The following is a 14,839-nucleotide window of genomic DNA, read 5'->3' as shown; positions in this document are numbered from 1 at the left end:
GGATTTCGCCGGCTTCAGTGAAAATTGTGATATTTTGAGCACAAAGCAGTTGACGTTTGAAAAAAGAATGATAAGATAGGACTCGTGAATAAGATAACAAGATGTTTTCAACCAAGATGGAGGCATAGAGATGTTAAAAGATATCAAAGTTAAAACCACCAAAACCAGCACGGATACTGAAACCGTCGACCAAATGATCGACCGGCTAGTCACCAAAGCACATAGTGCATTATGCGCGATGGACGATTTTACTCAGGAGAAAGTTGACCACATTGTGCATCAAATGGCAATTGCCGGACTAGACCACCACATGGAACTGGCCAAGGCCGCTTATGCGGAAACTGGCCGGGGGAACGTTGAAGATAAGGCCGTTAAAAACATGTTTGCGACCGAAGAGATTTGGCACTCTATCAAAAACGATAAGACGGTCGGCATCATTAAGGACGACCGTGAACGGCAACTGATTACCGTGGCCGAACCTTTGGGCATCATTGCCGGAGTTACCCCGGTGACTAACCCAACGTCGACGGCGCTGTTTAAATCTTTGATCGCCGTGAAGACGCGGAACCCCATCATCTTTGCCTTCCACCCGCAGGCGCAAAAATCGTCCGTGATGGCGGCGAAGGTGGTCCGGGACGCCGCGGTTGCGGCCGGTGCACCCGAAGGCGTTATTCAGTGGATTGATAAGCCCAGTTTGGATGCCACCACGGCGCTGATGAACCACCCGAAAGTGGCGAGTGTCCTGGCTACCGGGGGCCCTGGCATGGTCAAGGCCGCTTACTCCACCGGGAAGCCAGCCTTAGGGGTCGGTCCCGGCAACGGTCCAGCGTATATTGAAAAAACGGCCAATATCAAACGGGCCGTTTACGACATCGTGTTATCCAAGACCTTCGATAACGGGATGGTCTGCGCCTCAGAAAACAGTGCCATCATCGACACCGAGATTTACACCGACGTCAAAAAGGAAATGCAGGCTCGCGGCGTTTACTTCATTAAGAAGAGTGAACACGCTGCGTTAGCCACCGCGATGTTCCGACCAGAAGGCGGCATCAAGGGCCCCATCGCCGGCATGTCCGCGCAACAGATTGCTGACTTAGCCGGCATCAAGATTCCGAGCGACACCAAGGTCTTAGCCGCTGAAGTCACGGGCATTGGTCCCAAGGAACCTTTGTCAGCCGAGAAGCTATCACCGGTCCTGTCGATCTACAAGGCCACTAGCCACGCCGATGCCTTTAAGAAGGCCGACGCGCTCTTACACTTCGGGGGCTTAGGGCACACCGCCGCTATCCACACGCAAGACGATGATTTGGCCACCGACTTTGGCATTCAGATGAAGGCCAGTCGGGTGTTAGTCAACACGCCATCTGCAGTCGGGGGTATTGGGAACCTGTACAACGAAATGATTCCTTCCTTGACCTTAGGGACTGGCTCGTGGGGCAAGAACTCCGTTTCCCACAACGTGTCTTCCTTTGACCTCTTGAACATCAAAACAATTGCAAAGCGGCGAAATAACATGCAATGGATTAAATTACCTCGGGTTTACTTTGAAAAGACGTCTGTGCGTTATCTCGACGATATGCCGGGCATCAAGCGCGTCTTCCTGGTCACGTCCCCATCGATGGTTCAACTGGGTTACGTGGACACGGTCTTAAACGAATTGAAGCGCCGGCCAGACGGCATTGAATACTCGCTGTTCTCCGACGTGGAACCCGACCCGACCACGGACACGGTCAACCGGGGCGTGGCCCAGATGCGGACCTTCAAGCCGGATACCATCATCGCGTTAGGCGGGGGGTCGCCAATCGATGCTGCCAAGAACATGTGGCTCTTCTATGAAGATCCAGCAGCTAGCTTCTTCGGGGCGAAGCAGAAATTCATGGACATTCGGAAGCGGACTTACCAGTTCAAGAAGCCAAGCAAGGCCCAATTCGTGGCGATTCCAACCACGTCGGGGACGGGTTCCGAAGTGACGCCGTTCTCCGTCATCACGGATTCCAAGACCCACGTGAAGTACCCACTGGCCGACTACGCATTGACGCCAGACGTGGCCATCGTGGATTCACAATTTATCGAAACAGTGCCGAAGAAGACCGTGGCGTACTCCGGGTTGGACGTCTTAACCCACGCCATCGAATCGTACGTCTCCAACATGGCGTCGGATTACACCCGGCCATGGTCCTTGCAAGCCATCAAGCTGGTCATGAACAACTTGACCGCTTCCTATAACGGCGACGTGCACGCTCGCGCCGAGATGCACAATGCGTCGACCTTAGCAGGGATGGCCTTTGCCAACGCCTTCTTAGGGATTACCCACTCGGTCGCCCACAAACTTGGGGGAGAATTCGGTCTGACCCACGGGTTAGCCATCGCCATCACCTTGCCGCACGTTATCCGGTACAACTTCAAAGAACCAACCAAGTTGTCGATGTGGCCGAAGTACGAATACTTCCGGGCTGATGAAGACTACGCTGAAATTGCGCGCTTCTTAGGCCTGCCAGGAAAGACCAACGAAGAATTGAAGGAAGCCTTGGTCCACAAGATCATCGAACTGGCGCACTCTGTCAACGTAACGTTGAGCTTAAAAGCCAATGGTGTCGACAAAGCCCACTTTGACCAAGCCGTGGATCACTTATCGGAATTGGCCTTCGAAGATCAATGCACCATGGCCAACCCGAAGGAACCGTTAATTGCCGACCTGAAGCAAATCATGGTCGACGAATATGACGGTCAGGGGGTCGAAAAGTAATTCCCAGATGGTTCTAAAACCTTATCAAACCAAGAAAAGCACTGACGTTGAGTCGGTGCTTTTTTTGTGAGCCATCTAGGAACCTATATTTTATATAGGAAGAAACTTAAAATTGCAAGCGATGCTGTCATCAGGATGAATAACCAAGAAAAAACGGTGAAAAGGCGTAACTACGGGGCGGTTCGTCCCGATAAAAAAGTTAGGGCCCCGTAATCTATGGCGAAAATGGGCCTTTTTTCATTGTTTTTTCATCTAAAATGACAATTTTTACAAAAAAATTGACGACACAGTGGGGCGTATTTTACCCCAAATCGCACTAAATAGGCTAAAAAAGGGGAAAATAAAACGCTTTATATGACAGCGGCGTTACAAAGATGACAGGTTGTCATAGCCTTAGGGATTTCTTAACCTGGTCGTAATCAAACGTCAATTTACGTGTAACACCTATCAGTTATTCTAAGACCCGTTAAGCAATCAAAGGAGGATGTTTATTTTTATGAGGATTAAGAAAGCTTTAGTTATGACATTAGGGACAGTTGCAGTGATGAGCGCCGGGCTCCTCGCTACAAACGACACTGCTAATGCTGACACGCGGGTGACGGTCAAACAGGGGGATTCTGTTTGGTCCTTAGCCAACAGCTACAACTCATCTGTTAAGTCCATTGAATCAGCGAACAGCTTACAAAACAGCGCGTTGATCTACGTGGGCCAATCTCTGGTGATTCCAACCAGCACGACGACTACGTCCAGTGCGAGTGTGGCTCACCAAACTTACACGGCCCCAGCAACGACCACTACGACGCAAGCCAACACGCAAAGCGCAAAGACTTACAATAGTAACAATGCGCAACGCACGTCGACTTACACGGCCAACACGCAAAGCCAAGCTACGACTAGTCAGGCAACGACGACTTCTGCCGCAACCACGACCACGTCTAGCTCTGATGCCAGTGCTAAGGCCTGGATTGCCAACAAGGAATCTGGTGGTTCATACTCCGCAACCAATGGTCAATACATCGGGAAGTACCAATTAAGCGCCTCTTACTTAAACGGTGACTACTCCGCTGCTAACCAGGAAAAGGTCGCTAACCAATACGTTTCTTCACGGTACGGTTCTTGGAGCAAAGCCCAAGCCTTCTGGCAAGCTAACGGTTGGTACTAATATTTAAAAAACAACTCGTTTAAACTCAAGTAAGTCGTTCGGATGCAGGTCCGGACGGCTTTTTTGTTGGGACGAATTGTCAAATCAAGTGTAACTTTTTACCGAAGAAAACTTCAGATGGTGTCTTCCAGCCTAAGACCTTACGGGGGCGATTATTTAAATTCCTGACAAACTTCGCGATATCTTGATCGGTCAGTTCATCAAGGTCAGTTCCTTTGGGAAAATACTCTCGGATGAGACCATTGGTATTTTCGTTGGTCCCACGTTGTTGTGGTGCGTGCGGGTCTGGAAAATAGACTGAGATACCAAGCTCTTTACCGACTTCACGATAACCCGCAAACTCTGTACCTCGGTCTGGTGTAAGCGTACGAACGCGTTTAGGTGTGACTGTATGCAGGAGGTCGATCATCGCTTGGGTCACATTCTTGGCATTCACTTTGGGTACACGCTCAGACAGAAGGTATCGTGACTTACGGTCGACCAGTGACACTAAACCCGAACGCCCGACCTTGCCGCGAACGGTATCGCCTTCCCAATGGCCAAAACGAGTCCGATTCTCACATGAGACTGGTCGTTCATGGACTGATGGGACATTATTAAAACGGCCACGTCGTTCGTTGACAGTTCCTTTAACCTTACGAGTTTTCCCACGATGTCGTAACTTTCGAGCGAATCCTCGAGCCCCATGACTTTTACGTTTAACGCCTAAATTATTTCGTTCAATTCCGCGATAAATCGTGTTGTAGCTGATATGCCAATTACTGGTCTCTAAAGATAAACGACCGGCGATTTGCTCGGGTGACCATTGTCGTTGAAGAATGCAGTGAAGGACAAAGTCGCGTAGCTTTAAATTCTCCAGTACCCTGAGGCGGCGACTCTTTAATCGGCGCTGTTGATAGTTCTGCTGGGCTTTTACGGCGGAATAGGCGCCCCGACCGCCGTTGCGTTTAATTTCTCGTGACACAGTGGCTTTGGAACAACCGATTTGATTGGCAATAACCTGGTAAGTATGGTGTAAAGTTACACCTAACAGTATGCATTCGCGGTCTTTTAAGGTAAGATGTGTATATGGACTCATAGCCTAAGAACTCCTTTAGATGATTGTTATGGTGACTTCATTCTACAGGACTCAGGCTAGGAGTCTATTTTTATTTTCTTACTTGTTGCACTTCAATTGTAAATTCGTCGGCGTAATAATCAGTCACGACATCGTTCTAATCTTGAAAGCGATTTATCATCGAGCGGGAGAATGGTATATTTGAGGGGAAGTAGTGGTGAAAACGATACTTAATGGTAGAAACGGTGTCGTTAGACTGCCGATAGGAGGGCATAACGTGCGACAACGAAGCGAAATGACCCTGCGAACGTGGGTTAAAATCGGGGCTGGAATTTATGGTGGCTTGACGTGGTTGGTAATTTGGGGCTTAGGCGTCTTACTGCAACGGTGGCCGCGTTGGCTCGATACGATCTTTATGGTAATCATTATTCTGGCCAGCGATTGGGTCTTGCGGTGGGCTCCTTACCACAGTGTGGCGCACGATTTCTGGGCTGTAGGCTTCATTATCATGACCTTATCCTTTATTTTTCTGACTTGAACGGCAGCAATACCGCCTAAAAAGGCTATCCCTAAGAAGAGTTAATCAATAATTGATTAGCAACTAAGCTAAGTTATGCCAGAAATGTTTCGATGGCATTAATAAGATTGCGGATTGTCACATTTCTCCGATTTTCTTAATTAGGGTGTAACTTAACTTCAACTGCTGTGTAACCTCCAGCCGTTATGATAGGAATCGTTAAGTAATCACGACAACCACAAGGAGGACATTTCATTTATGACTATCAAGAAAGCCTTAGTTTCTACCCTCGGTATCGCTGCTGCATTAGGTGCAGGGGTCTTCGCTAGCACGACTTCCGCTAACGCCGATGTCCGGGTAACGGTTAAGTCAGGAGACACGGTCGCTAAGATCGCCAACCAATATAAATCAAGTGTTTCAGCTATTGAAAAAGCCAACAATCTTAAAAACGTTAATTTAATCTACGTGGGTGAATCCTTATCGATTCCAAGTTCGACGTCAACGACTACGGCTACGACCGCAAGCACGACGACGCCAACGACCACGACGCAATCTCAAAACACCACGCAAGCTAAAACAACGAGCCACAAGACGACCCAGCCAGCCAAGACTTACAACTATAGTAGTCAAAAGAAGGCTACGACTAGCAACACGGGTTACAAGAGCAACACGGCCAAGACTAGCAACAATAACACGACCTACAAGAGCAATAACACGGGCTACACGACGAACACTAGCTACAAGAGTAGCAATTCGGGCTACAACACTGGTAACACCAGCTACAAGTCCACGTCAACGGCTAACCAGTCCAGTGCGAACACGGGCTCAACGTCAACGACGAGTTCCAACACCAGCTCTAGCTCTAGCTCGACTTCTAGTTCAGAAGCCAGTGCGAAGGCTTGGATTGCCAACAAGGAATCTGGTGGTTCTTACTCCGCTAAGAACGGCCAATACGTTGGGAAGTACCAATTAAGCTCTTCTTACCTGAACGGGGACTACTCCTCTTCTAACCAGGAAAAGACTGCTGATGAATACGTTTCTTCCCGTTACGGATCTTGGTCTGCAGCTAAGTCTTTCTGGCAAGCTAACGGTTGGTACTAAAAAGAACGCCAACCTCATCAATTAACTTTGATTGATTAATCATTAAGACCCGAGCCTGGTGCTCGGGTCTTTTTTTATGGGCGATGACTTGTAGATAGGTTGGCGAATGAACGCATTGAACCGGTGAAAAGCCTAAGAATTATGCCGCAACCCTGAACTCAGTCTTGAAAGCGGATACATTTTTCTTTACACTGGGAAGTAAGCCATACCAAATTGGGAGGGGTCGCACGATGACCAAAGTATTAGCGATAAACGCTGGTAGTTCGACGTTGAAATGGAAATTATTTGCCATGCCAGAGGAAACGGTGATTGCATCGGGATTAGTGGATCGGTTGAATTTGCCTGGTTCTGTGTTCAAGGTAAAACTCGCCAACGGTAAGAAGTACACAGAAACGCAAGACAACATTACCAATAAACTTGCGGCGGCAATGGTTCTGACGCGGTTGAAAACCTATGGTATCTTGAGCCATTTGAGTGAAATTACTGGGGTCGGCCACCGTATCGTGGCTGGGGGAGAACTTTTCAAGGATTCAGCGGTAATCACACCCTTGGTCTTGAAACAGATTAAGGCATTGAAGGACTACGCGCCGCTCCACAACCCGGTGCAAGCTTACTATATTGAAGTCTTCGAGCAATTACTGCCGGAGGCCAAGCAGGTCGCTGTCTTCGATACGTCCTTGTACACGGAGATGCCTGCGGTCAACTACCTGTATGGGATCCCCTACGAGTACTACGAGAATTTTGGCGCCCGGAAGTACGGGGCTCACGGGACTAGCCATCGCTACGTGTCTAGTCGTGCGGCAGAAATTTTAGACCGGCCGTTAGCCGACCTTAAACTGATCACGTTACACCTGGGATCCGGGTCATCGGTGACCGCTTTTGACCACGGGCACGCACTGGATACTTCGATGGGGTTCACCCCGTTAGATGGTGTGATGATGGGCACGCGTTCCGGTGAGATCGACCCATCATTAGTGGCTTATCTAGCCCAGAAACTCGACATCACCATGCCCAAGATGATTGATATTTTGAATCACAAATCGGGTCTACTAGGTGTGTCGCAATTATCGCCGGACCAACGGGATTTGGAAAAAACGCAGGCGGACCGGCCTCAATCGAAGTTGGCCCTCGATATGTTCGTCAACCGGGTCGTACGATTCGTGGGGAGTTACGTGGCTGAACTGGGGGGACTGGACGCCCTGGTCTTTACGGCGGGTTCCGGGGAAAACGGCATCGCTATGCGCCAAGCAATCGCCGACCAGCTAGGCTATCTAGGCATCGCCATTGATCCCGCGAAGAACGATTTCCGCGGGAAAGAACGCGTGGTCAGCCCAGATGACGCGGCGGTCAAGGTCCTGGTGGTCCCGACCAATGAGGAACTGATGATCGTTCGCGACGTGGTTCGTTTAACCTAGCTTTAAGGTTCAGTGACAGAATATTTCATTACAGTAACTAATATAACAAAATGAAATTTAAAGCGATTTTCCTTAACCGAGCAGTAACTTAGTGTTAACTCGGCTGTGACGTTTCGGCGGTAAGCTGAAGTCAATCAATAAGGAGGTCGTTTTTTGATGACAATTCGCAAAACGTTACTGACAACAGTAGGCTTGGCAACGGTGGTGGCCGGACTTGGACTCACCAACGTGACCGCCAACGCGGACACAGTCGCCCCAAACGCCACGCCCAATCACGCCAAGCACGCGGCGCCAGCTTATCAGACGAACCCATATCAACGGCAGGTTCGCTTAGGCGCACCAGCTGCGCACCATCATAACCGGTCGATGACTAATCAGACTGGAAACAACACGACAAGCAAGAAGACTAATACGAGTTCTAATACCAGTAGTAGTAACAGCAGCACGAGCAGTACCAGTACCACGAGTTCTAGTAGCAGCAGTAGCAAAGCTTCCGGGGCAACGATTACCGAAAGTGAATTTGAAACTCAAGGGGTCGTTTACCTGAACGGTAACAAGTGGACTTACTACTCCGGTAGCGTGACCGCTGACGGGACTAAGATTAGTTCTGATGGCCTGGATTCCAACGGCTACCGGGTCGTTGCCGCACCATCGAGTGTGCCATTTGGCACGAAGATTATGACGCCACTGGGCATGGGCGTGGTCCATGACCGGGGAGCCGCAATCACTGGGAACCATTACGACGTGGTCATCCAGTAAGTTTAAATAGTGAAGATTAAATGAAACGCCTGACTGCCATGCGATTGGATGGCAGTCAGGCGTTTTTTAGCGCGATTGGAGATTTCGGCGCACGTAGCTCCCGAGACCAATGAGTCCGCAACTGATGGCTAAACCCAGTTCCCAGCTGACCGTCACCCAATTGATGGCGTGATCGGGAACGGTCGGTAGCCAGTCGAAGACCCCCAAGCTTTTCGCCCAATGAGGGAGCTGAAGGAGGTTACCCCGGTATTGACTGATGAAAGCGTAGGCCAAGTATCCCCAGACCACAAGGCGTCCTTGTGGCCAGGCTCCCACCACTAGTGCTCCCAGGCCTAACAAAAGGGCCATGACGGGCACACTGCCGGCAACACCCGTTAGAAATTCAGACCAAGTCAGCCCGTCTGCTGCGTGGGTCAGACTAAAATTGCCTACTAAAACCAGGCCGCTCCAGCCACCAAGAAAGACCAAGCAACTGGTCGTCACTGCACTGCCAGTGTAGCCGAGTAAGAGCCGCTGACGACTAACTGGCCGCGCGTAGAGGGCGTCTAACCACCCGGATAAATCGTCGTGGTAGAGTTTGAAAATCAGTTGTAAACCAGGAATACTCGCGACGGCGGTCAGGACTAGTGCAATCGTAGAACTATAGGTGAGAATCAACTGATGGTTGGCGGCATGAAGGGCATTGGTACCAAAGACTTGTTGCATGGTCGGGTTGGTCTTTAAGATGTCGCCGATGGTGTCGAAGACGGCACCATAAGCCGCGCCTAGAACGGTGATGCCGAGGACCCAACCCATAATGACGCGATACTCTTGGCGCCAAAGCAAGGTGATGGGTCCGCGTAAGGCCCGTGCGGCCGTGGCGCGACCGGCACGAATCGTTAAGATACCAGCCCCCAAGTCCCGGCATTGTGCCCAGACACTGGCACTGCCTAGGCAGAGTAGACCCAAGCCACCGAACAGGATCAAGGGGAGCAAGCGCGGCTGCTGATAGGGGGCTAATTTTTCGACCCAGCCCAAAGGAGATAACCAGGTGTAACGAGGAGCTTGCACATCGGTCAGCATTCGCACGAGATAGCTCAGACCAAAAAGCGCGTAAGCCAGACCCGTAGCGCTAGTGGCGTGGTCGGCTAGTTGGGCACTCAAGAGGGCCAACATGCCAAAGACCCAGCCACTGGCGGCTAACCCCAAGCCAATCACCCAATTTCCTAGCCAAGTCGCGCCGGGTAAACCCGCCAGACTCAACCCTAAGGCATCCAAAATGCCAATGCTGAGATTGATCAGTGTGAGTTCGATGACGGCGGCTTGTAGCGGCGCCAGGCTGCCGATAGCATGTGCCCGTAAGAGTTCAGTGATGCCGGTATCCTCTTCATGACGGGTGGCGTGAATTCCGAGTGAGATGCTCATGACGACCTGAATCAAGGCCATAAATAGTAACATCTCGTTAGCGAAGACTTGCGCCGTGGTGGCATGAGTGCCCAGGCGAAAGGGGCCGAACAACGCGACGATGGCGGGGGTCTTTAAAGCTTGGGTGATGCCGGCAATTTCAGCGGGTGTGCCGTAGATGGTCGCGAATTTAGCGGCGACGGCCATCATGAGACCAACTAAACTGACGCCCCATAGTAGGAGGCGCCACCAGTCACGCCGGAGCGCCAAGCGGGTCAATTGGCCGGTTTGGGTAAATGGCCCCATGCCAGTCACTCCTTTCCGTAGTAGTGCAAGAAGAGGTCTTCTAGGGTCGGCGGCGTACTGGTCAGCGCCACGATTTGGTGGCGAGCTAAAGCGGCTAAGACACCAGGCAACTGATCGGCTTCGACGGCAAATTGCCACTCATTGACTTGGTGCCCGACCCGGGCTTCGTGGATTCCGGGTAGGGCCGCGGGGTCCACCGGCGTTTGGGTCGTGACGGTGATTTGCGTGCGGGTCAAATGGCGCATGTCAGCTAACGTCCCGGTCTCAATGATGGTACCGTCGCGGATGATGGCGATGCGGTCACACATCCGCTCGACTTCTGACAAGATGTGACTGGATAACAACACGGCTTTCCCTTGTTGTTTCAGGGCTAAAACGGCCTCTTGAAAGTATTTTTCGTTGAGCGGGTCCAAGCCGGCAGTCGGTTCGTCGAAGATGTAGAAGTCTGCCGGCTGGGAAACGGCGGCAATCAAGGCGACCTTTTGGCGGTTACCCTTGGAGTAAGTCCGCGCCTTTTTGGTGGGGTCGAGGGCAAAGCGGGTGATCAGCCGGTCGGTACGGGCACTGTGAGCCACCCCGTTAAGCCGCAGTAACAAATCGATGATCTCGCCACCGGTCAGGTTAGGCCAGAGTGTCACGTCGCCGGGAACGTACGCCAGGCGTTGATGGATGGTGACCCGGTCGCGCCAAACGTCGTGACCAAAGATGGTGGCCGACCCGCCACTAGCGCGGATCACTCCCAGCAGGGTCCGAATCGTAGTCGATTTACCGGCGCCGTTGGGACCAATGAAACCGAAGACTTCGCCAGCATTGACGGTGAAGGTGATGTCGTGGAGCGCGGTGAACGTTCCGAAACGTTTTTGCAAGTGGTTGATTTGCAGAATGGGTTGGGTCATTAGTCATCCTCCTTCGTGACGATCGAATTGCCCCCAGCGTAAGCCCGGGCTAACGGGAAGTCAACGGAAGGTCCGCGGACGGTCGGGAATAGTTCGTTAAGCTGGTTAGAGGGTATGCTAGAATGAAAGAGAGAAGCAGGGGTAACCTACCGGAAAATGATGAAAGAAGGCAGTTGACATGACAACTGACACAACGCTTGCGGCGGTGCACGATTTCGCTCGAAGCAAGATGCGCGACGATGAGACCGGCCACGGGTTCGACCATATTCAACGGGTGGTCGGGTTGACCGAGCGCCTTTTACAGGCGTACCCGCAGGTCGACCGCTTGTTGACGCTGACGGCGGCTTATTTGCACGACGTCATTGATGAAAAATTGGTTGCGGATACCCGGGTAGCCAGCCAGGAAGTCCGCACTTTTTTAGCAGCCCAGGGCTTTAGCGGCGCGCAACAGGAGACGATTTTCTTGATTATGACCAACATGTCCTTCCATAAGACGCTGGACGGCACGGCTAAGCCCTTACCGTTGGCCGGCCAAATCGTCCAGGACGCCGACCGGCTCGATGCGATTGGCGCGATTGGGATTGCCCGGGCCGTGTACTTTGGCGGTCACTTTGGCGAAAAGATCTACGATCCCACGGTGACCCCACGAACACAGATGACCCACGCGCAGTATCGGGACCTGGGCCACGAGACCGTCATCAACCACTTCTACGAAAAATTATTGACGTTAAAGGACTTGATGAACACCACGGCCGCGAAGAAGTTAGCCGCCCACCGACAATGGGTCATGGAAGATTTTTTGACGGAATTTAAAGCCGAATGGCAAGCGCAGCGTTAGGTTGCATTGCCGGGAATGAAAACGCCCACCAAAGCTGATACTGGGGGCGTTTTCAATTCATGCGGGCGCACTTAACCCATGACATTCGGCTAAAAAGTGCGTATGATAGACGTCGTGTGCGCGACAATAACGAAAAGGTAAGCAGATGAGTTTGAAAGTGCGGGCCACGGCGTTAAGGTTCTCTTAGGTGGGAACAGTGGCCGCACAACCTAAACAGAGAAGGAGTGTTGATATGGCAGAACAAGCAGAGCCACAAAAATTAACGGGGCGGCGCATGGTCGCCATCGTGGCGGTTGCCTTGATGGCGTTCGTGGGTATCCTGGTCGAAACGTCGATGAACGTGACCTTTCCGACCTTGATGCGCAGTATGCACGTCTCGTTGGATACCGTCCAATGGGTTGCGACGGGGTATTTACTGACCGTGGCGTTACTGATGATTACCTCGGCGTACTTGAAACAGCGATTCACGAACCGACAATTGTTCGTGACGGGAGCGAGTTTGTTCATCGTTGGGGCGCTGATTTGTGCGCTAGCTCCTAATTTTCCAATCCTATTACTAGGACGCCTGGTCCAAGCCGGCTGTGCGGGGATTGCGATTCCGCTGATGATCAACGTCGTGGTGGAAAGCGTGCCGCGGGCCAAACTCGGCTTTTACCTGGGGATGACCGGACTGATCTTGATGATTGCACCAGCCAGTGAGCCGACCTTTGGTGGGATCATGGTCGCCATTGCCGATTGGCGGATGATCTTCTGGTCAACGTTGCCCGTCGAACTTCTGATTCTTATTTTTGGTTGGAAAGCTATCCAACAATACAGCCCGACACAAAAAGCTAAGTTCAATTGGAGCCAATTCGTGTTATTAGCCATTGCCTTTATTGCCATTACGTTGGGGTTCAACAGTCTGAATACAGCTGGCTGGTTGAGTTGGCAATTCTTGGGTGGCTTGATCGTGGGGGTACTTGCCATCTTGTGGTATATCCGGTTAAATAAGACCAGTGACCACCCCATCTTGCGACTGGAAATTTTCCGTAATCCAATTTTTACCTACAGTTTCTTCGCTTACGTGATTTTGCAATTTTGTAATATTGGGATTAATTTGGAACTGCCGAACTACGCGCAAATCGTGGTCGGCGCCGGATCGTTAGCCGGTGGGATGATGTTACTGCCCGGCAGTTTGATCACGGCCATCTTGCAGCCTTTATTCGGCCGGATGTTGGATGAGCACGGGGCGAAGTTACCCATCCTACTCGGAAGTAGCCTGTTTTTCGTGGCAGCCTTAGCCTTTACGGTGTTGGGGCAACACTTATCCATCCTAGTGATTTCGCTCCTGTACATTTTGTTCAGTATTGGGCGGTCAATGGCCTTTAGTAACACCATGACCAACGGCCTGAAGGAAGTTACGATTGCACAACGGGCCGATGCCAACGCGATTTACAACACCGGGCAACAGTTTGCCGGGTCGTTGGGGACCACCATCTTGGTAGCACTGATGTCATCGGTTCGCGGTGGCGGGTTATCGTACGCCCACGCCACGGCCGTCGGGAGCCAACTAGCCTTTGGATTGATTTTAACGTTGAGTATCAGCAACTTTGGCTTTTACTTTATCGTGTTCCGACACCAGAAGAACGATTAACGACTGTTTTTCTGTTAGTCTAATAACTAAAATGACCAGTCATAGTTGGGATTACGCCGACTAAGACGGGTCATTTTTGATGAGGATTGCGTTAGATTTGGACCATCACCACGGCACCAGCGATGAGGATGCCCAGACCCGCGGAGGTGGTCAGGGTCCGTTTGGGATCAGCTTCCTTTAGGATGACGATACCCAGTAAGGTGGCCACGACGACGTTCAATTGGGTCAATACGAACGCGTTGACCAGGTCGTTTAATTGCAGAGAAATTAAGTAAACGGATGACGAGACCGAGAAAATCAGCCCCGAGGTGATGTTTCGCAGGCCAGCTGGATCGTTGCCGGGAAGTCGATGCCGACCGACTAAGTAAAGAATCAACGAGGTACTGAGCATGCCCAGGGCCTGGGGCAAAAAGCCGTTGATGCCACTAGTCGAGTTGGCGTAGTGGGGGAAGCCGGAGTACCCCCAGTAGCCAAAGGTCGTGGCGAGTAATAACAGGTAGCCCCGCAAGTTTTTAACGGTTAAGCCGCCGACGCCGTTAGCGACGCCCACCACGATAATCATCAAGGCCCCCAGGCCCAAAGCGGTATCTTGGATCCCACGCCATTCACCGAACAACCAGCCGCCAATCAGTGAATTACCAATGATTTGAAAAGCGGTGGATAGTGGCATGGTCAAACTGACGCCGAGTTGACCGTACCCCCAGTACTGGCCACATTGACAGATACTCCAAAAGGCGCCGGAAATGAAATAAAGCCCAAAATCGTGCGCACTAATATTGAAACGAAAGATGACTTGGAGGGCCGTGGCGGTCATGACGATGCCCATACTGGTTCCCAATAATTGTTGCAAACAACTGCCACCGGTTAGTTTGCGCATCCAGATTGGTAAAATTCCCCAAAAAAGGGCGGGGATGAGCCCGATTAAAATGTTCATGGTCAAACTCCTGTTAAGCGAAAGGAACAGTCACGTAAAAGGGCGCGGGCCGTGACGCTGGTCATTGGTTAAGACAGTCTAAGGCCCGACAC

12 protein-coding genes are annotated in these 14,839 nt (G+C 51.3%); 8 read left to right on the top strand and 4 right to left on the bottom strand.

Features of this window, described 5'->3' with window-relative positions:
- Positions 1-130: 130 nt before the first annotated feature.
- Positions 131-2,746, top strand: coding sequence for a bifunctional acetaldehyde-CoA/alcohol dehydrogenase (adhE, locus tag H3M12_RS02205; protein ID WP_182150868.1), 2,616 nt, complete (start codon positions 131-133; stop codon positions 2,744-2,746).
- Positions 2,747-3,242: 496 nt separating this feature from the next.
- Positions 3,243-3,908: an aggregation-promoting factor gene (gene apf / locus H3M12_RS02200; protein WP_129032633.1), complete on the top strand. Its 666-nt coding sequence runs from the start codon at positions 3,243-3,245 to the stop codon at positions 3,906-3,908.
- A 79-nt stretch (positions 3,909-3,987) separates the two neighbouring features.
- On the opposite strand, the gene H3M12_RS02195 is transcribed toward apf (H3M12_RS02200), so the two are convergent.
- On the bottom strand, positions 3,988-4,986 hold the full coding sequence (locus H3M12_RS02195) for an IS30 family transposase (protein ID WP_182150575.1): 999 nt from the start codon (positions 4,984-4,986) through the stop codon (positions 3,988-3,990).
- Positions 4,987-5,242: 256 nt separating this feature from the next.
- Here H3M12_RS02195 and H3M12_RS02190 point away from each other — a divergent pair, with 256 nt between their 5' ends.
- The 4 genes from H3M12_RS02190 to H3M12_RS02175 all read left to right on the top strand — a co-directional run bounded on the left by H3M12_RS02190 (position 5,243) and on the right by H3M12_RS02175 (position 8,757).
- Positions 5,243-5,503, top strand: a complete 261-nt coding sequence (locus H3M12_RS02190; protein WP_129032634.1) for a hypothetical protein — start codon at positions 5,243-5,245, stop codon at positions 5,501-5,503.
- Between the two features lie 237 nt (positions 5,504-5,740).
- A complete protein-coding gene (gene apf / locus H3M12_RS02185) occupies positions 5,741-6,583 on the top strand; it encodes an aggregation-promoting factor (protein ID WP_182150867.1) in 843 nt (280 codons plus the stop codon).
- A 230-nt stretch (positions 6,584-6,813) separates the two neighbouring features.
- Positions 6,814-7,998 carry an acetate/propionate family kinase gene (locus H3M12_RS02180; protein ID WP_182150866.1) on the top strand — a complete coding sequence of 395 codons (1,185 nt, stop codon included), beginning with the start codon at positions 6,814-6,816 and terminating at the stop codon, positions 7,996-7,998.
- A 156-nt stretch (positions 7,999-8,154) separates the two neighbouring features.
- A complete protein-coding gene (locus H3M12_RS02175) occupies positions 8,155-8,757 on the top strand; it encodes a hypothetical protein (RefSeq protein ID WP_129032637.1) in 603 nt (200 codons plus the stop codon).
- Between the two features lie 66 nt (positions 8,758-8,823).
- Here the strand turns inward: H3M12_RS02175 and H3M12_RS02170 are convergent, their stop codons facing one another.
- Entirely contained in the window at positions 8,824-10,446 is a 1,623-nt protein-coding gene (locus tag H3M12_RS02170) for an ABC transporter permease (protein ID WP_182150865.1), read from the bottom strand.
- A gap of 5 nt (positions 10,447-10,451) precedes the next feature.
- Positions 10,452-11,342, bottom strand: coding sequence for an ABC transporter ATP-binding protein (locus H3M12_RS02165; protein WP_182150864.1), 891 nt, complete (start codon positions 11,340-11,342; stop codon positions 10,452-10,454).
- Between the two features lie 178 nt (positions 11,343-11,520).
- Here H3M12_RS02165 and H3M12_RS02160 point away from each other — a divergent pair, with 178 nt between their 5' ends.
- Both H3M12_RS02160 and H3M12_RS02155 read left to right on the top strand, forming a co-directional pair.
- Complete coding sequence (locus H3M12_RS02160) at positions 11,521-12,180, top strand: HD domain-containing protein (protein WP_129032640.1); 660 nt, start codon at positions 11,521-11,523, stop codon at positions 12,178-12,180.
- A gap of 232 nt (positions 12,181-12,412) precedes the next feature.
- The gene (locus tag H3M12_RS02155) at positions 12,413-13,813 is read left to right on the top strand and encodes an MFS transporter (protein ID WP_182150863.1); all 1,401 of its coding nucleotides are present in this window, start codon (positions 12,413-12,415) and stop codon (positions 13,811-13,813) included.
- Positions 13,814-13,904: 91 nt separating this feature from the next.
- Here H3M12_RS02155 and H3M12_RS02150 read toward each other — a convergent pair whose 3' ends face one another.
- On the bottom strand, positions 13,905-14,747 hold the full coding sequence (locus tag H3M12_RS02150) for a GRP family sugar transporter (RefSeq protein ID WP_182150862.1): 843 nt from the start codon (positions 14,745-14,747) through the stop codon (positions 13,905-13,907).
- Positions 14,748-14,839 lie beyond the last annotated feature (92 nt).

Origin of the sequence: Levilactobacillus suantsaii, assembly GCF_014069315.1 — a bacterium.
Classification (GTDB): Bacteria; Bacillota; Bacilli; order Lactobacillales; family Lactobacillaceae; genus Levilactobacillus; species Levilactobacillus suantsaii.
Note: the sequence above shows the minus strand (reverse complement) of the source record. Positions and strands in the feature narration are given on the sequence as shown.

Coding starts and splice junctions, on each gene's coding strand:
- adhE (WP_182150868.1), top strand. CDS start 131: ATGTTAAAAGATATCAAAGTTAAAACCACCAAAACCAGCACGGATACT.
- apf (WP_129032633.1), top strand. CDS start 3,243: ATGAGGATTAAGAAAGCTTTAGTTATGACATTAGGGACAGTTGCAGTG.
- H3M12_RS02195 (WP_182150575.1), bottom strand. CDS start 4,986: ATGAGTCCATATACACATCTTACCTTAAAAGACCGCGAATGCATACTG.
- apf (WP_182150867.1), top strand. CDS start 5,741: ATGACTATCAAGAAAGCCTTAGTTTCTACCCTCGGTATCGCTGCTGCA.
- H3M12_RS02180 (WP_182150866.1), top strand. CDS start 6,814: ATGACCAAAGTATTAGCGATAAACGCTGGTAGTTCGACGTTGAAATGG.
- H3M12_RS02175 (WP_129032637.1), top strand. CDS start 8,155: ATGACAATTCGCAAAACGTTACTGACAACAGTAGGCTTGGCAACGGTG.
- H3M12_RS02170 (WP_182150865.1), bottom strand. CDS start 10,446: ATGGGGCCATTTACCCAAACCGGCCAATTGACCCGCTTGGCGCTCCGG.
- H3M12_RS02165 (WP_182150864.1), bottom strand. CDS start 11,342: ATGACCCAACCCATTCTGCAAATCAACCACTTGCAAAAACGTTTCGGA.
- H3M12_RS02160 (WP_129032640.1), top strand. CDS start 11,521: ATGACAACTGACACAACGCTTGCGGCGGTGCACGATTTCGCTCGAAGC.
- H3M12_RS02155 (WP_182150863.1), top strand. CDS start 12,413: ATGGCAGAACAAGCAGAGCCACAAAAATTAACGGGGCGGCGCATGGTC.
- H3M12_RS02150 (WP_182150862.1), bottom strand. CDS start 14,747: ATGAACATTTTAATCGGGCTCATCCCCGCCCTTTTTTGGGGAATTTTA.